The 24,136-nt window shown below is 33.3% G+C and carries 27 protein-coding genes; 22 read left to right on the top strand and 5 right to left on the bottom strand.

From position 1 onward, the window contains the following. The first annotated feature begins 37 nt into the window (after window positions 1–37). Window positions 38–940 (top strand): LysR family transcriptional regulator, encoded by a 903-nt coding sequence (locus tag JQC67_RS12950; protein ID WP_203253348.1) that lies wholly within the window; start codon window positions 38–40, stop codon window positions 938–940. 83 nt (window positions 941–1,023) lie between these two features. Here JQC67_RS12950 and JQC67_RS12945 read toward each other — a convergent pair whose 3' ends face one another. After that, window positions 1,024–2,094 carry a serine hydrolase domain-containing protein gene (locus JQC67_RS12945; RefSeq protein WP_203253347.1) on the bottom strand — a complete coding sequence of 357 codons (1,071 nt, stop codon included), beginning with the start codon at window positions 2,092–2,094 and terminating at the stop codon, window positions 1,024–1,026. 524 nt (window positions 2,095–2,618) lie between these two features. Here JQC67_RS12945 and JQC67_RS12940 point away from each other — a divergent pair. The 21 genes from JQC67_RS12940 to JQC67_RS12840 all read left to right on the top strand — a co-directional run bounded on the left by JQC67_RS12940 (window position 2,619) and on the right by JQC67_RS12840 (window position 20,576). Then, the gene (locus JQC67_RS12940; protein ID WP_203253346.1) at window positions 2,619–3,110 is read left to right on the top strand and encodes a nuclear transport factor 2 family protein; all 492 of its coding nucleotides are present in this window, start codon (window positions 2,619–2,621) and stop codon (window positions 3,108–3,110) included. A 50-nt stretch (window positions 3,111–3,160) separates the two neighbouring features. Further along, window positions 3,161–3,613 carry a GNAT family N-acetyltransferase gene (locus tag JQC67_RS12935; RefSeq protein ID WP_203253345.1) on the top strand — a complete coding sequence of 151 codons (453 nt, stop codon included), beginning with the start codon at window positions 3,161–3,163 and terminating at the stop codon, window positions 3,611–3,613. A gap of 91 nt (window positions 3,614–3,704) precedes the next feature. Beyond that, the gene (locus tag JQC67_RS12930) at window positions 3,705–4,364 is read left to right on the top strand and encodes a hypothetical protein (protein WP_203253344.1); all 660 of its coding nucleotides are present in this window, start codon (window positions 3,705–3,707) and stop codon (window positions 4,362–4,364) included. Window positions 4,365–4,574: 210 nt separating this feature from the next. Continuing rightward, on the top strand, window positions 4,575–5,057 hold the full coding sequence (locus tag JQC67_RS12925; protein WP_203253343.1) for a hypothetical protein: 483 nt from the start codon (window positions 4,575–4,577) through the stop codon (window positions 5,055–5,057). Between the two features lie 174 nt (window positions 5,058–5,231). Then, window positions 5,232–5,996 carry a DUF6090 family protein gene (locus JQC67_RS12920; RefSeq protein WP_203253342.1) on the top strand — a complete coding sequence of 255 codons (765 nt, stop codon included), beginning with the start codon at window positions 5,232–5,234 and terminating at the stop codon, window positions 5,994–5,996. A gap of 183 nt (window positions 5,997–6,179) precedes the next feature. Further along, entirely contained in the window at window positions 6,180–6,608 is a 429-nt protein-coding gene (locus JQC67_RS12915; RefSeq protein WP_203253341.1) for an SRPBCC family protein, read from the top strand. 183 nt (window positions 6,609–6,791) lie between these two features. Continuing rightward, window positions 6,792–7,274: a GNAT family N-acetyltransferase gene (locus JQC67_RS12910; RefSeq protein ID WP_203253340.1), complete on the top strand. Its 483-nt coding sequence runs from the start codon at window positions 6,792–6,794 to the stop codon at window positions 7,272–7,274. 198 nt (window positions 7,275–7,472) lie between these two features. Further along, window positions 7,473–7,769: a hypothetical protein gene (locus JQC67_RS12905; RefSeq protein WP_203253339.1), complete on the top strand. Its 297-nt coding sequence runs from the start codon at window positions 7,473–7,475 to the stop codon at window positions 7,767–7,769. A gap of 198 nt (window positions 7,770–7,967) precedes the next feature. After that, window positions 7,968–8,399, top strand: coding sequence for a DUF6326 family protein (locus JQC67_RS12900; RefSeq protein ID WP_203253338.1), 432 nt, complete (start codon window positions 7,968–7,970; stop codon window positions 8,397–8,399). Window positions 8,400–8,432: 33 nt separating this feature from the next. Then, window positions 8,433–9,134, top strand: a complete 702-nt coding sequence (locus tag JQC67_RS12895) for a DUF4386 domain-containing protein (RefSeq protein ID WP_203253337.1) — start codon at window positions 8,433–8,435, stop codon at window positions 9,132–9,134. A 72-nt stretch (window positions 9,135–9,206) separates the two neighbouring features. After that, on the top strand, window positions 9,207–10,598 hold the full coding sequence (locus tag JQC67_RS12890; protein WP_203253336.1) for a sulfatase: 1,392 nt from the start codon (window positions 9,207–9,209) through the stop codon (window positions 10,596–10,598). A 177-nt stretch (window positions 10,599–10,775) separates the two neighbouring features. Further along, on the top strand, window positions 10,776–11,183 hold the full coding sequence (locus tag JQC67_RS12885; RefSeq protein WP_203253335.1) for a hypothetical protein: 408 nt from the start codon (window positions 10,776–10,778) through the stop codon (window positions 11,181–11,183). A gap of 17 nt (window positions 11,184–11,200) precedes the next feature. Further along, on the top strand, window positions 11,201–11,965 hold the full coding sequence (map, locus tag JQC67_RS12880; protein ID WP_203253334.1) for a type I methionyl aminopeptidase: 765 nt from the start codon (window positions 11,201–11,203) through the stop codon (window positions 11,963–11,965). A 31-nt stretch (window positions 11,966–11,996) separates the two neighbouring features. Beyond that, on the top strand, window positions 11,997–12,683 hold the full coding sequence (locus JQC67_RS12875) for a hypothetical protein (protein WP_203253333.1): 687 nt from the start codon (window positions 11,997–11,999) through the stop codon (window positions 12,681–12,683). 138 nt (window positions 12,684–12,821) lie between these two features. Next, window positions 12,822–14,177 carry an FAD-dependent oxidoreductase gene (locus tag JQC67_RS12870; protein ID WP_203253332.1) on the top strand — a complete coding sequence of 452 codons (1,356 nt, stop codon included), beginning with the start codon at window positions 12,822–12,824 and terminating at the stop codon, window positions 14,175–14,177. 11 nt (window positions 14,178–14,188) lie between these two features. Beyond that, the gene (locus tag JQC67_RS12865; RefSeq protein ID WP_203253331.1) at window positions 14,189–15,328 is read left to right on the top strand and encodes a hypothetical protein; all 1,140 of its coding nucleotides are present in this window, start codon (window positions 14,189–14,191) and stop codon (window positions 15,326–15,328) included. 178 nt (window positions 15,329–15,506) lie between these two features. Further along, window positions 15,507–16,082, top strand: a complete 576-nt coding sequence (locus JQC67_RS12860; RefSeq protein WP_203253330.1) for a Crp/Fnr family transcriptional regulator — start codon at window positions 15,507–15,509, stop codon at window positions 16,080–16,082. Window positions 16,083–16,155: 73 nt separating this feature from the next. Next, window positions 16,156–16,662 carry a cupin domain-containing protein gene (locus JQC67_RS12855; protein ID WP_203253329.1) on the top strand — a complete coding sequence of 169 codons (507 nt, stop codon included), beginning with the start codon at window positions 16,156–16,158 and terminating at the stop codon, window positions 16,660–16,662. Window positions 16,663–16,813: 151 nt separating this feature from the next. Further along, the gene (locus JQC67_RS12850; RefSeq protein ID WP_238934749.1) at window positions 16,814–17,593 is read left to right on the top strand and encodes an NYN domain-containing protein; all 780 of its coding nucleotides are present in this window, start codon (window positions 16,814–16,816) and stop codon (window positions 17,591–17,593) included. Window positions 17,594–17,846: 253 nt separating this feature from the next. Next, window positions 17,847–19,799, top strand: coding sequence for a YgiQ family radical SAM protein (locus JQC67_RS12845; RefSeq protein WP_203253328.1), 1,953 nt, complete (start codon window positions 17,847–17,849; stop codon window positions 19,797–19,799). 108 nt (window positions 19,800–19,907) lie between these two features. Next, window positions 19,908–20,576 (top strand): RluA family pseudouridine synthase, encoded by a 669-nt coding sequence (locus JQC67_RS12840; protein ID WP_203253327.1) that lies wholly within the window; start codon window positions 19,908–19,910, stop codon window positions 20,574–20,576. An 11-nt stretch (window positions 20,577–20,587) separates the two neighbouring features. Here the strand turns inward: JQC67_RS12840 and JQC67_RS12835 are convergent, their stop codons facing one another. The 4 genes from JQC67_RS12835 to JQC67_RS12820 are packed head-to-tail and all read right to left on the bottom strand — an operon-like array spanning window position 20,588 to window position 24,122. After that, on the bottom strand, window positions 20,588–21,688 hold the full coding sequence (locus tag JQC67_RS12835) for a DUF4056 domain-containing protein (RefSeq protein ID WP_203253326.1): 1,101 nt from the start codon (window positions 21,686–21,688) through the stop codon (window positions 20,588–20,590). Between the two features lie 18 nt (window positions 21,689–21,706). After that, window positions 21,707–22,414, bottom strand: a complete 708-nt coding sequence (locus JQC67_RS12830; RefSeq protein WP_238934747.1) for a tetratricopeptide repeat protein — start codon at window positions 22,412–22,414, stop codon at window positions 21,707–21,709. Between the two features lie 14 nt (window positions 22,415–22,428). Beyond that, complete coding sequence (locus tag JQC67_RS12825; protein WP_203253324.1) at window positions 22,429–23,532, bottom strand: glycosyltransferase; 1,104 nt, start codon at window positions 23,530–23,532, stop codon at window positions 22,429–22,431. Then, window positions 23,532–24,122, bottom strand: coding sequence for a lysophospholipid acyltransferase family protein (locus JQC67_RS12820; protein WP_203253323.1), 591 nt, complete (start codon window positions 24,120–24,122; stop codon window positions 23,532–23,534). Before JQC67_RS12820 ends, JQC67_RS12825 begins: the two co-directional genes overlap by 1 nt. Between the last annotated feature and the right edge of the window lie 14 nt (window positions 24,123–24,136).

Here is a 24,136-nt window from a genome sequence, read left to right as displayed (position 1 = left end):
ATACAAATCATACCTTTGTATAAATATTTTAATAGTTATGGTGAATTTAGAATGGTATAGAACATTTAAAGAAATATATGAAAACGGAACTTTAACGAAAGCTTCGATTGCTTTATATGCTTCTCAACCCGGCGTTAGTGTACACTTAAATGCTTTAGAGGCTTATGTGGGCAAAAAACTATTTGAACGTACTTCGAGAAAAATGATTCCAACAGAGGATGGGAAATTTTTATATGAATATATCATTGAATCTTTAAAAAAACTTGAAATAGCTGAACAGCATTTTAAAAGAACAACGCAAGAAAAAAATCCATCGCTAAATATTGGAATGTGTTCAGAAATGTTTCAACTAATTATTGAACCCGAAATTCCGAAACTAGACTTTGACCTAGTAGCTAGATTTGGATCACATACAGATTTAATAAAAGATCTAAACAACGGCATTTTAGATTTAGTAATCACACCTAAAATACAGAATGAAAAAAAATCATTAGTTGAGTATATTCCGTTTTCTAAAGAAAGAATCGTTTTAATCGCAGGAAATAAAACGAATTTTACGACAATACAAAAACACCTAAAATCTAACAACTTAAACGAGTTAGAAGACGAACTACTTCAAAATGTCTGGTATAGTTCATCAAACGAAATGGAACATTTTAGACGTTTTTGGTTTGAGAATTTTAATAAAAAACCTGCTTTTAAACCAAACTATATTTTACCAAATATTACTTCTATTATAAGATGTTTAAACAATGGAAACGGACTTGCATTAGTTCCAGATTTTTTATGTCAAGAGCAAATTCTAAAAAACGAAATAAGTTTAGTTTGGGAAGGAAAAGTAAAAACGGAAAACACCTTATATTTTGCATCACGAACAGATTTGAAATACAAAAAAGAATTAAATACAATTAAAGATATATTTACATCAAAAATGAAATAAACGCAGTATTGCACTGTGTATAATTCAGAACAAAGAAAAAAACAGCACTGAATAAAGCGGTGACGAACCCTGTAATAGCGTAGTTAACGATTAATTTGTTTGCCTACTGCTCTGACAATTCGGATCAAATGCTCTTTGCTTTCTAGGTGACTCGTATGCTTCCAATTTGCCATGAAAACTATGGCAATTTCGTTCTTGTAATCCGCAAAAATATACTGGCCAAATGAACCTATCGTATGCATCAAACCATCGTCTCGTAGCATCCAGACTTGGTTTCTGTAATCCTCATGTTGTTCAAGTACGAAATAAGGCGATAAGGGTTCTGTAGGGGGTTGGTCATATGTTGCTTCAAAGTAACTCTCGGGGATTATCCTTTTACCATTAAAACTGCCTCTATTTAACATCATTTGGCCAAATCGAGCAGCATCCCTTAGTGTTATTGCCATACCCCAGCTAGCGCCTGCATTGCCGTCTTCATCAATTGAAATAGCTGCGTCATAGCGGGCTTGTAAGGGGTGCCAGAAATTTTCTTCCATCAGCTGTGCATATGGCTTACCTGTAACCTGCTCAGCAACCATGGTCAACACCTGAGTATTCATATCATTATATGAAAATTTGCTACCAGCTGCGAACGCTGGTTTTTGAAACTGTTGAATAAATAATAAGGTTGAACGATGTTCAACGCCTAGCACCTTTGGCTTCAGCCCCATATGAACTTCACTCATAAAGCCAAAATCTTCTGTCTTGTAATAGTTACCAAAGTCAGGAAACCCCACTTCCATATCAAGCATATTTTGCAGCGTAGAACCCTTAAAAACATCAGCATTCAAGTCAGGTAAATATTCGTCCACATTAGCACTTAAATCTAATAGGCCCTCGCTTGCTAACTTATGGATTAACATGCCGGTGAATGTTTTAGAAGTAGATTGTAAAATTTGAATATCATGTGGTTGCATGCCTTGACCGTAGGTTTCAAAAACTAGTTTTCCCTTATGCATCACTGCAAAACCTTTCATGTTTATTGACTTCAGAAGATCTGGTACTAACACATCTTTGTCCGTAGGAACAGAAACTTTTAGCGCCATAAGATTGAAGGGGTCATTTTTTATTTCTTCAAGTGCTGCTGCTTCAGGATCAGCGTGGATGGTAACCATGGGTATAAACTCTCGTGGGTGATGACTTGCATAACGGCTATAAGGCCAATACTGCCAGTTAAGGAGATTGATATCACTTCGCTCAAACGGCATATCAAATGGATAGTTGCGGATCACTTCAAGCTTTTCATTTATGCTTTTTGCTTCACTATCTTGGGCACTGGTTTGTGAGCTGATAAACGTAAAGCAAAAAAACATTAATAGTTGAATTGCTTTATAGCCGGCATTCGAGTTTATTGTCATTTTTTATTTTTATTCAAGATAGCGAAATTATATATGCATTACTTATTTGCATTTTGATAGCTGTAGCACAATTTATGAATAATATCAACATCGCGCTTACTCGAAAGGTTTATGTATTTTTAGATTGTTGCAAAATCTTTCCGATTTTGGTTTTAAATTAATCGAGAAAAATAGTAAACCTGAAGTTTTTGCTAAGTGCATTGTACAAAAGTTAGTGCTTCTTCACTCCCACTACCCTTAGCTGCACGAATAAGTAACCATTAACCTAAATTAAAAATGATATGATTTTTAAAAAAGTAAGCTTGTTTTTTTTCTCAATAATGCTATTTCACACTTCACTGGCATATTCACAAGAAACGTATAATGATATATTAGGAAGAACCTATGTGCCCGCCGATCAAGAATTGTATGAAACGATTTTAGCATTGGATAAAAAACTATTTGACGCTTACAATTCCTGTGATATGGATACACAAACTGCTCTGTATTCGGAAGATTTAGAGTTTTTTCATGATAAAGGAGGACTTTCTACTTCAAAAGAAAAACTTTTAATAGCCCTAAAAGAAAATATTTGCCAAAAAGTTACTAGAACATTAATTGAAGGTAGTATCGAGGTTTATCCTATAAAAGATTACGGAGCTGTTGAAATAGGGTATCATACTTTTAATGACAAAAAAACACCAGAAAATAAATCAAAAGGAAGTAGATTTATTATGATTTGGAAAAAAACGGATGATAATTGGACTGTAACGCGGGTCATTAGTCTGCATTAAAATGTGAAATTCCAGGAGCTAAATACTTAGTATTAATTAAGAAAACTGAATTGAAAATAAGAGAAGCACATAGAAATGAGTACACCATTTCAACGGACACGAATAAATTAGATATTACGAGCATTCACAATTTCCTTGCTAATGAAACTGATTGGGCTAATGGTATTCCATTGGATACGTTGAAAACATCTATTGAAAACTCATTGAATTTCGGACTTTATTACAAAGACAAACAAATTGGCTTTGCTAGAATAATTTCGGACTATTCAACTATTGCATATTTAGGAGATGTTTATGTGCTAAAGGAATATAGAGGAAAGGGATTAAGTAAATGGTTGATGCATGAAATAATGGAGCACCCTAATCTACAAGGATTACGACGATGGATTTTATTAACTGATACCGCTGAATGGCTTTATAAAAAGTTTGGATTTACTGCATTAGCTAATCCTGAATTTTATATGGAAAAACATAATCGGAATGTTTATAAGAGAATGGATTAGATGAATTGATTATTCTAAATATATTATCTTCAACTTAAGAAATTAAGATACAAGCTGAACCGTTGTAATAAATTCGCATAAAACTAAAACCATGAATAAATTTATAGTTATCATCTCATTTATATTGGTTTCATCCCAACTTTGGAGTCAAAAAAATATTGACTTAACGAGTGATGAATATTTAGTCAAATTTTTTAATGTAACCGAAATTAAAGGGTTGGAATCAATGATATCTTATGTGGACAACATGGTTTTAAACCGAAAGAATATAACAGATACTAATAAAGCCTACCACCTATTTTTTGAGGAAATAGCAAGATCTAAAGCATATATAATTCCATTTGGAGATATTGAAAAATATGAATTCTTAGAAAGTCTTAATCCGATTCAATTCGCAACTATTTGGAGATTTGGCTATAAGATGAGTATGATAAATACGGGTGACACAATCTATCGAAATCTTGATAATTTTAAAATGTTGAATGTAAAGTCTAATAGCAAATACATGGACTATTTAAAGGAAATTGGTAAAAACGACCCATATTTCAAATTCCTGCAGCAAGAGTTTGAAGGGGCAGGATCTCTTATGGCCGATTCTGCGGAATGGTTCCCGAAAAATCATGCGCAATTTGATTTTAATATTCCAAAAAACAGGTTGTGGGCTGTAGTTTTTATTTTAAGGATAGAGGAAACTTTAGAAATGAAACTAGATAGGTACTTAAAAAATAATAAAAACAATTTGCCCGAATAACCTTAAAATTCGGTGCTTGCGGATTTCCTAAACGTAAATTATGAGTAAAATGCTATCTTTAGATACGGTTGCTCCAAAGCTTCTGAAGAAGCGCAGCAACCAACAGTAGCCAAGCCGTGTGGGTAATTTTAAAATGAAGAATCTGAAAAAAATTACCACCAGAAAATTAATGAATTGGATTTTTAATTAAAGAATTAAAGTAGCGTAAATATGAAAGAAATACTTGAAGAATATGCATTGATTGCTGAAATCATATCAGCATTTGCTGTCGTTATTTCATTGGTTTTTGTTGGGTTACAAATTAGGAGTAATACAAAAGCAACACAAGCCTCAACGTTTCATGAGATTGCTGCCTTAGATATTAATATACTGCTAAGTTTAGGTTCTTCTAAAGAATCAGCAAGAATTATTTCAACTTTCAGAGGAAATCCAGATGCATTAACGGAAGAAGAACATAATCATGGTTTTCACTTATTTGCTGCGGAAATACGGCACGTTGAGAATCTATTTTTACAGAACGAAAACAAAATGTTAAGTAAAAAAAATTGGGAATCTAGAAAATCATTAGTTAATGGTATGGTACTTTCTCCCGGTTTTGGAGCATTATTAAAAAGTCCGAATAAACAGTTTTTTGACGGCTCATTTATTGAATACGCAGAAAATCTAAGGAAGAGACATTTAAAAAAAGAGTGATAATTTAAAGAGAATCAAACTTAAGACGTATTTACTAAGTTGCTGGCTTACTGCCAATTTGGGAAAATTCCGCTGAAATTCTCTATCTGTGATTTCTTTGCTAATTTAGTTGCTAAGTTACGCGATTAGCCATAGACAATCGCGTTACCTACAACGTGACCAACCAATAACCTAATGATAAAATTCTTTAGACATATAAGACAACGACTGCTCTCTGAAAATAAATTCAGTAAGTATCTAATATATGCACTCGGAGAAATTGTACTTGTCGTTATTGGAATTTTAATCGCACTATCAATTAGTAATTGGAATGAAAACAGGAAAAATAAGAATACTGAAGCTGATTATTACTGTAGAATTTTAGATGACTTTGAACTCAATGAGAAGTTAATTGATGAAAATTATGAGCTGACATCCAATAGAATAAAACTCACCAAAGAGCTTATAAAAGATTTAAACAACATACCAAATGATAGAAGTAAAATCCTGAATAAATTTGTATTTGCTTTAAGACAAGATGTTTCTGTACCTAGTAACATTACTTTTGAAGATTTAACATCTTCGGGACAATTAAAACTGTTAACAGATATTAAATTAAAGAACAGACTGATTGAACACAGTACATTTTTGAACACCACTTTAAATTTACTAAAAGAAAATAGGAATGAAATTGTTAAAAGATATACAGATTATGAGTATATAACTGAATTAGGGTATCAAGATATTGAATATGTAAAGCGAGAACTTGATGATGAACATATTGCCTTATTGCCGAAAATTAATTGGTCAAACGACCCTACTCACCCGATATTCATAAAATTTCAAGATAATCTAGTTTTTATTTTGGGTATGCAAATTAGGCAGAAACATCATTTTTCTAATTTAAAGCAAGAAATACAAGAACCTATAGAACTATTAAAAGACAAAAAGTGTAATTAGCCAAAGCACAATACCCTGCAGTATTAATTGCTTGCTTTGTGTGAACTCGGACCACCTTAGTGGATTTCCTACTGGCTCGATTTCTTTTACTATTTTAGAGTACCAAACGTAACTAATAATATGCAAGGGTGTTAGAAGTACTTTTGAAAAATATTTAATCTTAGGCATTAAAAAACCAAGCGCATGAGCTATTCTATATATCATGATTTGGAAATTAACGAATCTATCGATAAGGTATTTCAGGCCATAACCGAACCAGAACATCTAATTAATTGGTGGCCAAATAGATGCACAGGAATTCCAAAAGAAAATGAGGTGTACAATTTTTACTTTACACCAGACTACAATTGGTATGGAAAAGTTATTAAAGTCAATCAAAATAAATCTTTTCATATCAAAATGACAGAATCTGATGCTGATTGGAATCCTACTTCTTTTGGCTTCGATTTGGAGCAAAAAAAGGGTAAAATTCATATTCAGTTTTGGCATATAGGATGGCCAGAATGTAATACACATTATAAAAGATCATCATTTTGCTGGGCCATGTTACTTAATGGATTAAAAAATTATGTTGAGAGTGGAAAAATAATTCCCTTTGAAAAAAGAGAATAAACTACTTCCAATTATAATTACGAACGTGTAGATTTTATATCAAGTTCTGTATATATTTTTGTTGATTTCAATATAAAAATTAAACTAGCTTTTCTATGGACATTCGCATTGTTCTGCAATATTTATAGATTTCAGAATTTTAGAACTGATAGTTATACCTAAGAAAGCTAAAAAACTGATGCTGTGATAAAATTAAGACCGGCTGACATAAATGACCTTGCATTATTAAGGTATTGGGATACAAAACAACATGTTATTGATTGTGACCCAGATGATGAATGGAATTGGGAAATTGAGCTTAAGCGAAACCCCAATTGGAGAGCGCAATTGATGGCTGAATTAGATGGAATTCCGATAGGTTTTATACAAATAATTGACCCGTATTTGGAAGAAACGAAGTATTGGGGAAAGGTTGAGCCTAACAAAAGGGCAATAGACATTTGGATTGGGGAAGAGCGGAATCTGAACAAAGGATACGGAACGGTAATGATGAAACTTGCCATCAAAAAATGTTTTGACAATTCAATGATTGACGGAATTTTAATTGACCCTTTAAAAACAAATGTAAAGGCACACAGGTTTTACGAAAGATTAGGATTTGAATTTATTGAAGAAAGACTTTTTAATCAAACGGCTTGTTACATTTACGAATTGAAAAGAAAGTAAGCCTAAACAGAGAAATAGCAGGTTAAACTTCAATTTGTAAACGGACTGATAAAAAAATCAGGTTTACTGAATCCATTGGTACTTACATAGACTTGTACTTAACCAAAAATTTATTAACTTTAATACTATAACTAAGGGTTAAACAAGGCTTTATGTACGCTAGTTGAGTATCGAAACTCAATTTAAAAAATATATACTATGGCATTTGGAGCAGGACACGTTCAGGATATGAATAATCGGTTGAAACAAAACCGAGCACAACGTCCATCTAAAAGAGCGAAATTCAAAGAAAATAATCGTGAAGGTATTTACTCGACTGAGAAAAAACCAGAAAAGCCAAATTTTAAAACTGTTCCTGAAAAAGAACTAAGCAAATTTAGAAAGCTGATTCGTGAGACTACTAAAGCTGAACGTAAAAGAGAACGAATTATTTACGGGGTTTTAATCCTTTTCGCAATGATTTCTTTTATTGGAATTCTTTTATGGCTGAATTAAAAAATCTGAACAATATTTAATAACCGCAATTTTAGTGGAATCAACTACTTCCGGATCTACTAGAAATTACCCCAGTCTGAACTAAACCTAAATTAATTTCTATTTAAATCTATGCCATATTTTGGTATAAGACTTAAAAAAACGATACCTAACCGTAACACTTCTTTCTAATAATCGTCTAGTAGAAAAAGATTAGAAATGAAAAACGGAATATCTGACCCTACAGACTTTGTTGATTTCAAAATCAATATTAAAATAAAACTTGCCTTTCTATGGACATCTTTAATGTTCTGCTACGTTTATGGCGACTACTTTTTACTTTATGCACCAAATAAAGTAGAAGGCCTTATAAGTGGCGAAAACAACCTGAACACACCTTTCAAACTATTTACAGCAACCTTAGTCTTAGTTATTCCGGCCTTAATGGTTTGTTTATCAGTTTTATTAAAGCCAAAAGTTAATAGAGTTTTAAATATGGTTTTCGGAGTTGTGTATACATTAATTATGTTGTTGATAGCATTTACATCTTTATCCTATTGGAAATCATTTTATGTTTTTCTTGCTATTGTAGAAAGTATAATCACCTCAATTATAGTGTGGAAAGCCTTTAAATGGCCAAAAAATAGCTAATGAAAATAAACTAATACCAAATACAATTTTAAAATGACTAGTGTAAAAAAAGCAAGATTAGCAGGGTTTTTATATTTAATTGTTGTGGTAACAGGTATTATAAATTTGGCATATATACCCTCAAAACTTATTGATTGGAAAAGCGCAGCAATAACATTTAACAATATTTCTGCAAATGAAACTTTATTCCGTTTTGGTATTTTAAGTGGACTACTATGCTACACGGCTTTTCTTTTATTACCATTTGCACTGTACAAATTATTGAATACAATTAATAAGAATATTGCAGGTCTTATGGTTATTTTATCCGTTGTAAGCGTGCCTATATCATTATTGAATTTTAACAACAAGTTCTTAGTTTTAAAATTATTGGATAAGGCTAAAAATATTGATGGCGCAAACTTGCAAAACATACAAGAGCAGGTTTTAGTCTATTTACAAACGTATAATGCAGGAAATCAAATAGCAGCAATTTTTTGGGGATTGTGGCTATTCCCATTTGGTTATTTGGTATATAAATCAGGTTTTTTACCAAAAATATTAGGTGCACTATTAATGTTTGGGTGTGTTGGATATGTAATAAATTTTGTAGGCTCATTACTTTACCCAGAATATGGTACCACTATTATTTCTGATTATATCACAAAACCAGGTAGTATTGGTGAAATAGGAATATGCCTCTGGCTATTAATAGTTGGAGTTAGGAAAAAAAAGATGGTTATTAGTAGTACATAAATTATCTTAGTACTCAATCGCAGGTAGTAATTTTGAAAAGTATTCAATTAAAAAAAAGTATACAGCACAGCCATGAAATTCGAAATTTTAATTCATACTGTGCTGCTACTTTTACTTGGTTCTTGTAGCACCAAAACTACAGTAGCAAGCAAACCCAACATTGTCATCATAAACGTTGATGATATGGGCTGGAAAGATGTTGGCTTTATGGGTAGTGAATATTATGAGACACCCAATATTGATTATTTAGCCAGCTTGGGTATGGTGTTTACCAATGGTTATGCAGCTTCTGCAAATTGCGCCCCAAGTAGAGCTTCTCTGCTAACAGGCAAGTGGACACCCCGTCATGGAATTTATACAGTGAATTCATCAGAAAGAGGTGCTTCAAAACATCGGAAAATTATTCCTACCAAAAACACCATTACATTAGCGAAAGAACATACGGTAATTCCTGAAATATTACAGCAGAATGGTTACATAACCTGTCACGCTGGTAAATGGCATTTGAGTGAAAGCCCTTTAGATTTTGGCTTTCAAATAAATATTGGTGGCGGCCATAATGGTCATCCGCAAAGTTACTATCCGCCCTATAAAAATGTTTCAATTGAAGGTGCAACAAATCAGCATCTAACAGATATAATCATGGAGAAAACATTGGCCGTGGTAGATACTGTTCAAAATCCATTCTTTTTGTATTACGCGCCTTATGCTGTACATACCCCGATACAACCTGTACATGAGTTATCAGAAAAATACGAGCAAAAACCGAGTTGGAATGGACAAGAAAATAAAGCATATGCCACTATGGTAGAAAATCTTGATAGAAACATTGGTTTGTTGATATCCAAATTAAAAGAAAAGCGAATGTTCGAAAATACGTTTCTTGTTTTTACTTCAGATAATGGTGGCCTTTATGGTATCACCAAACAACAGCCTTTAAGAGCGGGTAAGGGTAGTTATTATGAAGGTGGTATTCGTGAACCTTTTTTCTTTGTAATGCATAAAAAGATACGTGTAAATGCTACAAGTGATGTGCCTATTACTAATTTGGATATTTTTCCGACAATCTTAGAAGTTGCCGGAATTCCTATAAATCAACTACAATTGGATGGAACGAGTCTTTCACCAATTTTAGAAGAAAAAGAAAGTACATTAGACCGCCCATTGTTTTGGCATTTTCCGATTTATTTAGAAGCTTATAATGTGCATGATAATGAAAACCGTGATTCGTTATTTAGAACACGCCCTGGTTCTGTGGTGCGGTATAAAAATTGGAAGCTACACTATTATTTTGAAAATGATGAAGTTGAACTTTATGACTTAACGCAAGATATTGGTGAACGAAATAATCTTGCTACAAATGAACCTGAGAAAACGAAAGAACTATTGCGACATCTTAAAAAATGGTGGGAGGAAACAAATGCACCAATTCCAAGAAAGCTTAACCCCGAGTATGAATTTTAAACTATTATTGAAATTACTAAGGCCTAATACTTTTACATGCCCTACTCCTATTCGCTAAGATTGCTTATTTTTAGAAGCTTTAAAGAAAATTAGTCACTCATAAATGTGCTAACAACAACGCAAGATTTATTAACTTATCTTTCCTTTTGTGCTTCAATACAAAATCCTAAAAAAAGAATGAATCCAAAAACTGCAATAAAAATCATGCTCTATCTTTTGGTAGCGGTATTTCTTTTTCATGTGTGTATTCTACTAAAAATAGTACCCTATGAAAATACTTGGGGTGGCCGATTAAAAAGTGATTCGGAAATGTATGTTTTTGAAACTATTTCTGTACTCGTAAATCTATTTTTGATGGCTATCCTTTTAATCAAAGGAACGTTTGTAAAAGCATTTATATCCATGAAACTAGTGAATATTATTTTATGGCTATTCTTTGGTTTATTTGTACTGAATACTATCGGTAACATCTTTGCTAAAACCAATTTTGAGAAATTCTTCACACTAGTAACAGTAGCTTTTTCAGTCTTAATTTGGATAATTCTACGGAACGAAAAACCAAAAGCTAACGTAACTAATAATTAATTAGATAAAATATACAAATGTCAATAACAAAAGAGTCCGAATTAATCGGAATGAAAAAAATCAGTGAAGTTGTTGCAATAACATTGAAATTGATGCGAGAATATGCTAAAGTTGGTATGTCAACTAAAGAGTTGGATACCTACGGAGGGGCTATTTTAAAAAGCTATGGCGCTAAATCTGCGCCGTACGAAACCTATGGTTTTCCTGGTTATTCTTGTATTAGTGTAAATGAGGAAGCAGCTCATGGTATACCTTCAGAACATAAAATATTGAAAGAAGGCGATTTAATTAATATAGATGTTTCTGCAGAATTAAATGGTTTTTGGTCTGATAATGGGGGTTCTTTTGTGCTTGGTAATGATATACATAAACATCAACCGCTTGTAGATGCGTCTAAAAATATTTTACGCAAAGCAATTAGCAATATCAAAGGCGGAGTGAAAATTTCTGAAATAGGATATTTAATAGAAACCGAAGCTAAAAAATCAGGATTTAAAGTTATTCGGAATTTGGCTGGTCATGGTGTTGGTAGAAGTTTGCACGAGGCACCTGAAAATATTTTAAACTACAAAGTTAGAAGTAACAGCGAACGATTTAAGAAAAATACCACAGTTGCAATTGAAACTTTTATTGCAACAAACTCAACTGTTGCTGTAGAATTGAATGATGGTTGGACGCTTGTTGGTAATAAAGGCGGATATGTAACCCAGCATGAACATACAATATTAGTCACAGATAAAGCTCCCATTGTTTTAACCGAATCTAATGAAATCTGGAATTAAATTTCGGGTTACTTTTACTGATTAAAACACTATGAAAATTGGCTTCCCTGCTAACTCAACGAAAATTAAATTTGTAATACTATTGTTTTTAGTCCTCACAGGACTTTCTTGCAAAACAACGGTAAAGGAGACAGACGCAAATCGGAAACTAAAGATTGAGTGGCTTGAGAATTTGGAAGGTGATTTTTCTTTCAAGGATACATGGAGTTATCCGGAATTTATTTACAGAAACGCACATGGACAATTAAGTTGTGATGGCGATTGTCCAACAGTTATTGACCAAATGAAAGATGAATCGGGTAAAATTTATGAAGATTCATTACAAGCATTCTATTCCATAATTGATACCACTCATGTATTTCACTCGCTACATTCTGTAAACAAAATGTATGAATATTCGGGAACAGATTTTATAGAATTTAAGAGAACTAGTGGTGGAATTATTAAGGGGAAATCGGCAAATAATGTTTCTACAAATAGTAGTCTACTTCTTGAAATACAAAATGATTCTTGTTCTGTTTGGGTTGATTTTAATAGTATTAGAGATTTAGTTCATCATGTTTTTCCACTTGAAAAGGGTACTATTAAAATTGATAAAAAATTATTTGAAACAGGAACGTTAAAAGCAGTTTTTGATTTTAATTTTGATAATACCGTTGAGTCTTCAAAAAAGCTCTTTTGGAAAGGTAAAATTTATAGTTCAATAGAAGCTGAATAATAAAAGTAGGTGATTTAAGGCTAAGATATAATTCAAGCTACACTCCTATTCGCTGGGTATTCGTATTTTTAGGAATCTGAAGAAAAAGGGGTTCAATGTATTTCTAATTCTTCAGAACTAATAAATTTAAATTTTTACATGAAGAGACGATTAATGTTGAAATCCATGGGCGCAGTTTCCCTTGGAATGGTAACCCCAGCTTTAGCTAAAGGAGAATCACTAGTAGCACCTTATACCGTAAAAGAAGAACGTATCACTACAGATATTTTAGTAGTTGGTGGTGGTTCTGCTGGTAGTATTGCAGCAATTCAGGCAGGCAGGGCTGGTGCAGCAACTATTTTAATTGAAAGCGGTAGTCAGTTAGGTGGTACAACAACTACGGGGGGTGTTTCTTTTCCTGGGATATTTCATGCTTGGGGAAAACAAATTATAGGTGGAATTGGTTGGGAATTGGTGATGGATTGTGTGGAACTGAATGGGGATAAATTACCTAATTTCTCTAAAATTCCGGATAGTCATTGGAAACATCAGGTTACCATAAATGCTTCTTTATATACCTTATTGGCTGAAGAAAAATGTCGTGAAGCCGGAGTGGATATTCGGTATTATGAATCGCCAACACGCATTGAATTTAACGATGGAAAATGGATAGTTGAAAGTGTTGGTAAAGGAACCAAAACAACCATAATTTGCAATCAAATAATTGATTGTACGGGTAATGCTTTAATTGCCTCTATGGCTGGGTATGATGTGTTACGAGAAGATGATACCCAACCGGGATCATTGATTTTTAGATTGGGTGGTTATGATTACAATTCGTTGGATATGACCAAGATTCCGAAAAAATACCATAGAGTTTTACGACAAAACATGCTCGAAAATTCTAAAAGAACAAGTAGCGAACATACCTATGTACCCTATAGTTATGTGTATGTTCCGGGCGCAGATTCTACTACGTCGGCAACACATACAATAGCCAATAATGAAGGTAGAAACACACTACTGAAATTGGTGCGCGAGTTAAAAGTTTTACCAGGTTGTGAAAATTTAACACTAGTAGATTTAAAAACAGAAACTGCCGTACGTGAAACCTATCGAATAGATGGCTTATATAAAATGAATAAGGATGATTATACCTCTGGAAAAGTATTTGAAGATGCAATTTCGCATTCTTTTTACCCAATCGATTTGCATAGAAATGGCAAATCTATTTATCAAGAATTTTTAAAGCCAGATGTGGTGGCAAGTATTCCGTTACGTGCTTTAATTCCGAAAAAAAGTCAAAACTTTTTGGTTGCTGGGCGCTGTGTGAGTAGTGACCGATTGGCAAATTCTGCACTACGTGTACAGGCGTCTTGTATGGGTATGGGTCAGGCTGCTGCAGTTGCGGCAGTATTGGCCAATAAAAAAGGAATTTCACCAGCGGATTTAGATTACAATGAAGTGAAAGATGTATTGAAAAAGCATGGCGCCATTATTCCTACTCACGCTTAGAAAAATTAAGAATGAGTAAGATTCATTTTTTTCGTTTTGTAGCTATTGGCTTATTATCGCTTGTGCTGACTTCTTTTTTAAAAGAAAAAAAGCACATAAAATATATGCAAGTTGCAACCATTGAATCAAGTGCTGCAGACGAACCTACTAGGGTTGTTTCGTTTAAAGATTCTAGTAACCAAGAAATTATTTTTTTACGCCAATCAAATGATGCTGTACCGCTACAGTATTACAAACAAGTGAAAGGTGAAGTCTGTGATGATGATGCTTGTAGACTTTTAGATATTATCGTTTATTGGAATATTACAGGGCGCTATTTAGGGTTTGAATTGCCTAAAGGTGAATTTTTAAGTAAATATGATCACGACCCTTTTTCTGAATCTGAGTATCAAAAATTACATTCGATATTGGCTGATGAGTCATTACCATTAGATAAAGTGTCTTTTGAAAAATTACTAGAACAACCTGAAAATTCCAAAAATGTAGATGCCCATTCTGGTGCTACTTCTAAAAATATTGCAAATATGGTTGTAAAAGGTGCAGCCTTCACTACATATAAATTATGGAATACCGTAAATGGATCTACTATGGATCTTGTTTCAGAATTTACAGAAAAACAAGTAACACCTTCTTTACTAAATCGAATTTTAAACAGCGTAGATGTTACTGATAAAGAATGGGCCTTACAAAGAATAGATAAGTTAAAAGAATTAACTCCAGCATTAGAGACAAGGCTATTGGAATTCGTTGCAGGAGATGATTTTTATCTATCCTATACGGCTATCAATGGGATAATCACGAATCATTTAAAATCTGCTTCCTTACAAAACGGATTGTTTGCTAGCTACGAGAATGCAAATCATAGTATTCAATCTGCAATAATTAAAAAGTTGAAAGAGTCTCCATTTTTGAGTGTCGAAGTTATACAAACATCTAGGACTTTATTGCCGAATTTAAATGGGCAGCAATTAGATGATTTGTTACAATTGTATACGAAACACAGTGTAAATGACGCGAAAACATATACTGCCGTTGCCGGTATTCTTGAAAACAAAAACAAGTATATTTCGAATAAGGCATATGTATTTTTAATAAGTTTAGAACTAAACGATGCTAAAATCAATGCACTTTTAAATGCCTATACAAAATGAAAATTATAGGTTTAAAATCAATGAATCATTAGCCTCGCTCCTATTCACTAGGTTTATGTATTTTTAGAATCCTGATTAATAATATAAAACAAAAACCTTTGGCGATTCGTGATTAAAAGCAAATGCTCATTTGTTAAGGTATTATATAACGCTTAGGCCTAGATCAATTTAAAATTACGTGAAAGAAATATTTAACTATATCAATACCATTTCGCCATTAAGTGTTGAAATAGTAAAAGTTCTCGAACCACTTTTTAAGTTGAAAAAACTTAAAAAAAATGAGAATTTTATTAAAGCTGGTATTGTAGCTCAAAAAATTGGTTTTATCGAAACTGGAATTGTAAGAGCCTTTTATAGAAATGAAGAAGGCCAAGAATATAACAAACACTTTTTTATTGGGCCTTGTTTTATTGGTGCATATTCTTCTTTGATTTCAGGAAAAACGAATCAGATTATTCAACAAGCATTAACTGATTGCATCGTTTGGGAGATAGATTACGAATGTTTAACCGAGCGATATGATAAACACCCTGATTTAGAACGAATGATGCGCATATATGCTGAATATCAATTTGTAAAAAAGGAACAACGAGAGGTTGAAATTGTACTTTTAAATGCTACTAAACGATATCAAATTTTTAAAGAAGAGTTCCCCAATATCGAACAACATATTCCCCAATATCATATTGCTTCTTACTTAGGAATTACACCCACGCAATTGAGTAGAATTCGAGGTGAATTAGCTAAAGGGTAGTTTATCAACATATGTAAATGTACAGCGTTGACATAAAAATAATCTTTGTAGCTAATATTTAAAAAGTAGCAACATGAAAACAGATTATTTCAATGACCAATTAGAAAACAAGGCACTTTTGGTAAAACCTACTGAAGGAAAACGCTATGAAATTGGCAGCAACTCATTTACTTTTAAAATCACAAGTGAAATCTCAAACGACCAATTAGGTGTTTATGAAATTGTTTTGGCACCCATGTCAATTGGTGCGAAATTGCATTACCATAGATTCATGGATGAAACCTTTATTGTAATCAAGGGTGTATTAACTTTTGAAACCGCTGATGGCGAATTTCAGGCTGAAGAAGGTGCTGTAGCATACGCACCACGATTTTCACCGCATGGATTTAGAAATGATACCAACGAAGAAGTTAAGCTCATGCTCATATTTAATCCATCATCAAAAAGAGAAGGTTTTTTTAGTGGTTTGCATGAAACACTGAACGAAGTACCCATCAATCCAGAGAAATATTTAAAGCTATACAACAAGTATGATAGTTTTCCAGTAGACACTTCAAATATGATTCCTGTACGCGAGTAAAAATGTGTTTTACAAATTTTAAGAAATTAATACATCTTTAGGGTTTGCGTATTTTTAAAAAGCAAAAGAATAACTTCGCACAAGAGCTGACGAGTTTTCTCGCCTCCATGCGATACTTAGTTAAACCGTTTTAAATAATTAAAATATAGCTATGAGTAATACCTTAAATATGAATACAAATTCAAACTTGGCTGTATTAATAGACGGCGACAATATTCCATCTGCTCATGTAAAAGAAATGATGGAGGAAATAGCTAAGTATGGAAACCCTACCATTAAAAGAATTTATGGTGATTGGACTAGTCCTCATTTGTCTAAATGGAAAAACCTATTGCTCGAAAACGCAATAACTCCAATTCAACAATATGCATATACTACTGGCAAAAATGCAACGGACTCCGCTATGATTATCGATGCAATGGACATTCTATACTCTGAAAAAGTAAATGGATTTTGTCTTGTTTCAAGTGACAGTGATTTCACAAAACTAGCTACCAGATTGCGAGAAGCTGGTATGCAAGTTATCGGAATAGGTGAGAAAAAAACACCAAACCCATTTATTGTTGCTTGTGACAAATTCATATATATTGAAATAATTAGAAAGCAAACTGAAAAGAAGGAAAACCTTAGTCAAAAAGATAATGTAAAAGTGAGTATCGATAATATTACACCAAAAGTTATTTTGCTTATTTCTACGACTATATCTGATTTATCAGACGAAGAAGGCTGGGCTTTTCTTGGAGATGTTGGTAGTCTACTTCAAAAAAAACAACCCAACTTTGATTCAAGAAATTATGGATTTGAAAAGTTAACTCCATTAATTAAATCAATTGGAAACTTTGAAATTGAACAAAGAGTAAACCCTAAAAGCAAAAACAAATTGATCTTTGTAAAGAATAAGGAGAAGCATTCACCTAAATCTAAAAATTAGTAAAACGCCTTATGGCCAGTACTGTACCAGTTTATTCGTTTGCTGCGCATTGTTAACCCACTATATAACTATCGGTACTAATTCAGAAGTGAACTACGTTACAATTTTTGGCAGATGCACCACCCGAATACCTAACCTTTTCACAAAATGCGTTCTTAATACGATGTAATAGGTCGATATTATGCCAAACTGGTGTGTAGATGGACTTTAGCGTAGGCTTGTAAAACGAATTTAGCCTTACCTTTGCAGTAATATGCAAATCAACAAACTTACAGATTGGCTGCCAACAACGAACAAAGAAGTAAGAATTCGGGGTTGGGAGGAATTAGATGTTATTCTATTTAGCGGTGACGCTTATGTGGATCATCCTTCCTTTGGACCAGCTGTTATTGGTCGTATTCTAGAAAGTTATGGCTTAAAAGTGGCTATTGTTCCGCAACCAAGTGTTACTGATGATTTGCAGGATTTTACAAAATTAGGTACGCCAAAATTATTTTTTGGAGTTACTGGAGGTTGTATGGATCCCATGGTGAGTAATTATACGGCCAGCAAAAAACGTAGAGATAAAGATGCCTATACACCAAATGGTGATAAAGGTTTTCGACCCGATTACGCTACATCAGTTTATTCTAACATTTTAAAAGATAAATTCCCAGATGTTCCAGTTTTAATTGGGGGTATCGAAGCTTCTCTGCGTAGAGTAACGCATTACGATTATTGGAGTGATAAACTATTGCCAAGTATTTTAGAGACTTCAAAGGCAGACATGTTAGTTTATGGAATGGGAGAACAACCTTTGCGAGAAGTTGTTAAGCTATTACAAAAAGGAGTGCCTTTTTCAAGCTTAAGAACCATCAGTCAAACTGCTTTTTTAGTAAATAAAGATGAAAATATTCCTAAAAACAAAAATTGGGAAGATGTTGAAATTGAATCGCATGAAGTTTGTTTAAAGGATAAGAAGAAGTTTGCTTCTAATTTTAAAGTTATAGAGCAAGAATCTAATAAGCTTAAGGCAAGACGTATATTTCAAGGGGTTAAAGACAGAACATTGGTGATAAATCCACCATACCCTACAATGACCGAAAAGGAGATTGATGCTTCCTTTGATTTGCCGTACACTCGTTTACCACATCCAAAGTATAATAAGCGTGGGCCTATTCCTGCGTATGAAATGATTAAGACTTCAATTAACATTCACCGTGGTTGTTTTGGAGGTTGTAGTTTTTGTACAATTTCTGCTCATCAAGGAAAATTTATTGCTAGTAGAAGTCAAGAATCTGTATTGAAGGAAGTTGACAAGGTTGCTAACATGCCCGATTTTAAAGGATATCTTTCAGACATTGGTGGCCCTTCAGCTAATATGTACCAGATGAAAGGGAAAGTACAATCCATTTGTGATAAATGTGTTGCGCCTTCATGTATTTCGCCTGTTATTTGTAGTAATCTAGATACCTCTCATAAACCGTTAACCGAGTTATACCAGGCCGTAGACAAACATCCGAAAATAAAAAAATCGTTTATTGGTAGTGGTATTCGGCATGATATGTTAGTACCTGAATTCAATAAGAATGCGGACCCAAAAGAATTGGATGACTATACGGAAGAAGTGATGACAAAGCATATTTCTGGTCGACTAAAAGTGGCTCCAGAACATACTTCAGATCCTGTTTTAAAATTGATGCGTAAACCGTCTTTTGAATATTTTCATAAGTTTAAAGAGCGTTTTGATAAAATCAATATTAAGAAAAACCTAAAGCTTCAACTCATTCCATATTTTATTTCGAATCATCCTGCATGTGAAGTAGAAGATATGGCGAATCTCGCTGCGGAAACTAAGGAATTAGGCTTTCAGCTAGAACAAGTACAAGGTTTTACTCCCACTCCAATGACTGTTGCAACGGTTATTTATTATAGCGGTTATCATCCATATACTTTAAAACCTACTAAAACTCCAAAATCTAAAAAAGAAAAGGATGAACAGCATCGTTTTTTCTTTTGGTATAAAAAAAGCAATAAAGATTGGATTAGAAATACCTTGAATAAATTGGGCAGAAAAGATTTGGTTGATGTTTTAGTGCCTGAAAAAGAAAATAAGTCTTGGAAAAGCATTAAGCCTGCGGCCGTCAAAAACACATTTGATGATGCGATACCTGCAAGTCATTCTCGTCGAAAAAGAAAACACAAATCGAAAAAGAAGCGAAGCTAACATACACGCAGACTTTATTTTAAGTTGCAAAAACTTAACGAACCAAATCGCATCTTAAGTCTTGAATGTAGTACTACTATTTTGAAATTTGAAAAGGAAAATTGCAAAATGCCAAAGCTTGAAGTAATACATGAAAACAGTGATTTTATTGTCGTAAACAAAGCTGCCGGCCTTATAAGTGAAAAAAGCCCCTACGAAGATCTAACCGTAGAAACTCAAGTTTTCAATCACCTTTTAACACAAAAACGCAAGCCTTATATAGGTATCATACACAGGTTAGATCGTGTAACTAGTGGGGTATTAATTCTTGCCAAGAAAAAAAGTATTCTTGTGGCATTTAATGCTCTATTTAGTAGCCATAAAGTTCAAAAGACCTATTTAGCCATTGTCAAAAATAAACCAGCAAAAGACAAGGGAAACTTAGTAAACTTTCTCATAAAAAATAACAAAGAAAAAAGAGCAGATATAGCGCCATCAAAATCAAAGAATACGCTAAGCTGTATGCTTTCTTATCAAGTAATTGGTCAAAATAATTTTGGTTATCTTCTAGAAATTAAGCCAAAAACTGGTCGATTTCATCAAATACGTGCCCAGTTAGCAAATATTGGCCTTCCAATTATTGGAGATAAAAAATATGGTTCTGACCAAGCATATGCACCACTTTCTATTTGTCTTCATGCATGGAAATTAACATACGAAATCTCTGGTTCTAAGGAAACCCAGACCTTCGAAGCTCCTTTGCCTAAAAACGATTTATGGGTGTTTAAATCAATATAGAACGCTATCCGCTATTTCTGAAGATATTCTTTGTTTTCCGCCAAGGTACTCTGTTCCATGATTTGTAATTCATTCGAAATTTTAGTCAGCAAAACACCAAAATCATCTTGGTTGATGCGACTATTTTCGTATTCCGGAAAAATTTCTTTTACAGGAATTCTATGATTTAAATCAATAGTAAACTGATAATAGTTAGTTAGTAAATCGCCTTTGGTGGTTATAAGCGGAACCTCTAAAACAACAGGGTCTCCTACCCCATTTGAATTATTCGGTACTAACCAAGGGCGACTAGATGTAAGCACGTCGGGATCACGTTTTAAGGTTATACTTTTACGCGGTATTCTTTTTTTATCAGTATACCATAGTTGTTTTACAGCATCATACGCATCATAGGTTTCTTGTGCTGTTTTTACCACGGCTAAACTGTCTAATGAGGATGCAATAATTTCTGTTGCCGCTTGATTAAAAGGAAGGTTGGATTGTAAGGCTTTCATGCCGACATGAATACCCAATAAATTGGAATAAACATCTTCAACCGAAAAACTCGAAAATTTCTCAGACATCAATGGTACAGTTGAGGCACCATACCACGTAGAAATTTCATGCCACAATGAAAAATCGTAAGTTATTTTTCCTGCTAATAGCATACAGTCATTATCATCAAACTGTTCAGGTATATTCAGGTATAAAGTTTTGCGGCCTGCTTCTTTTCGTAAGGGCATAACTATTTCCCCTTTACCTCTACTATATAAAATGATTGTGTATAAATAACGTGTCCAATCAATTTGATCGCGTAAGTGACCAACATCTATAAAACCACCTTTGTTGGTATAAATTGTTCCGATACCTTCACTCTTATTACTCATATAATGATGCGCACCCAAATCATCAATACTAATTACCTGATCAATATTTACAAAGGGCACTCCCCATAATTTTAAATCATAACCAAAAGCACAACAAGCTCTAATAATACGGGGCGGAATCTTATCTAAATTAACTTCATCACCTGGAGTGTTTTGTGCACCAATAGCAATAGTATTACATACAAACACCAAAATGATGTAGCGTTTTATACGGGTTACCATTAATTTATGAAGTATAAAATTCATGTGAATTTCTGCGGGTTATTATAAGTTGTGACGCTTAAGCATATCAGGATAGAGTTCATCTTCAACCCACATGAAATTCGGAAATATGCGAATTATTTTTTCATAGCATACTTTGGCTTTCTGAATTTGGTCGGTAGCTTCATATGCTTGTCCTAATGCCGTCATCGTGTTTATATACATCCAATTATTAACCACCAAACCTTGTTTTTCAAAACTTTTTACGGCCCTTATGTAATATTCAATCGCTTCTGTTTTATCACCACCAAAAGCTGATGGTCGATAATACATAGAGTTTCCTTTTTCAATATTTCCTTGAATATTATCTGGATCTAATTCTATGGATTTGTTTATATACCGAACACTTTTCGGACCTAAGTAAATGGCTTTTAAATTTGATATTCCAATAGTAAATGCAATGTAAGCGCCTTTATATGCTAGTAATGTTGCATTTTCTGGTGATTCTTCTAATAAGGCATCTATAATTTTTTCTGATTTCTCAATATAATCTTCTGCAGTATCATTTTTTTCAGCACCAATTAACCAAGCCGTATACCCATAGTAATAACTGAGTAGTTCTAATTGCTCTTCTAAATTATTTTGATTTGCATTTTTCTCACAAGTATTCATTAGTTGATACCACTTATCCATTTTACCTCGCGAGTACGCTTTGTAAATAGAATCGCGGTACGGACTTTGAGCAAAACCCGATTGCGTTGAAACCAACATAGTGAAGATTACAATTAGTAATCTTGTAATATATTGCGGCCTTTCCATAATAATTTCTTCCGTTGGTTATTAATGAGTCCCTTGATTATTATTCCAAGAAAAACAAGGTGTTGTGGGAGTGCGAATAATACGTTTTGTAATACTGATTGTTGGCTCGCCAAACTTACAAAAATTCGAATTGACACTATACCCAAAAGATATGCGATTACCCACTCTAAACCCATATAAAAATATAAGATGAATGGTGCTGCTGTAGTTATAATTCCGAAAGCAATCGTTGTAACAACACTATTCCCGAAAAATTGAAATATATTTTTTGTAAACCCTTCAATGGCATCATCTAGTGCAACATACATTCTGCAAGAAATATCATTATCTCCTAAACGTGTATCGACCGCCAAATTATTCTTTTTAAACCATCTCATAATTGCAATGTCTTCTACCTGATGCGACTTACATTTTTCATGTGGCCATATTGCCTTATACGTAACGGAATTAAACATCATGAATTGTCCATTCGCAGCCGAAAAGGCTTCCATTTTAGACTTTCGAATTAACGAAAGTGGTAATAGACTCAATAAAATCCAGTTCATTAACGGAACTGATATTTTTTCTCCAAAAGATAGCATTACTTGCTTTGGAAATATAGATAACAAGTGCAATTCGTGTTTTTGAAAATGGCTAATGCTACGTTCTAAAAGATCACTTTTTACGCTAACGTCTGCATCTAAATAAAGTAAAATATCACCCGTAGCGACTTGTGATAGCTGGTGACAAGCATAATTCTTTCCTAACCAACCTTTTGGAAGTTGCTGTCCATGTATTAGTTTAATAGAAGGGTTACGTGTTGCCCATTGTTTTACTATACTTACTGTATTATCTTCTGAATGGTCATTGCAAACGATGATTTCAAGAACGCCATAATTTAGTGTTGACAATTGCTCTAATAAGGTGCCAATGTTTTCTTCCTCATTACGTGCGGGTATTAAAATGGAAATACTTGGGGTCGATGCTATTGAAACTACTTTTGGCAAATAAGAAAACGATATATAATTAACAATCGCTACTAGCAATCTAACACCAAGTAAACCAATCAGAAAATAGCAGAAATAAATCATTAGGCTCCTTGTTTTGTAAAACACGCTTTTGCAAAACGATTAAATGCTATTTCTACAGCTTCAGCATCGGTTTCAGCAGTGATGTGCTGTGTTTCATAATAGGCATAAATAACTGGTCTAATATTGGTACCATACTTTATCAGGTTGATATTAAAAACCAATTGAAACTCCCTTTTTTTGTTTTCTAAAATATTAGAAAGCAATCCTTTTTCAAACGTAAACTCTCGCGTATATAAACTTTGAATTTTTCCTTGTGGAAAAAACAGAAAGAGATTTTCTGGATCCTCTAATACTTCAACAGCATATTCGAGACTCTCTAAACTAGAACGCTTGCCTTTACTTATAGAACATGCTCCGATTTTAGTTAGCCAAATGTTTTTACGTAGTTCTTTCTCAAGCATCATAAAATGAAGTCTTCGCTTAAAAACTTTAAGGTTTAGTAAAATTTGAATAAAACCATCGTAAAATGAGAAATGATTACTGATTATGAGAATAGGAAGTCCTTTTTCTTCATAGTGTCCAGAATACTTAATTCCTCCAAAAAATATTGAAATTAAAACCTTCGTGTAAAAAGAAGAAAATTTCACCATGAATTTAGTATGCC

It is taken from the genome of Aurantibacter crassamenti (assembly GCF_016811105.1).
Taxonomy (GTDB): domain Bacteria; phylum Bacteroidota; class Bacteroidia; order Flavobacteriales; family Flavobacteriaceae; genus Aurantibacter_A; species Aurantibacter_A crassamenti.
Note: the sequence above shows the minus strand (reverse complement) of the source record. Positions and strands in the feature narration are given on the sequence as shown.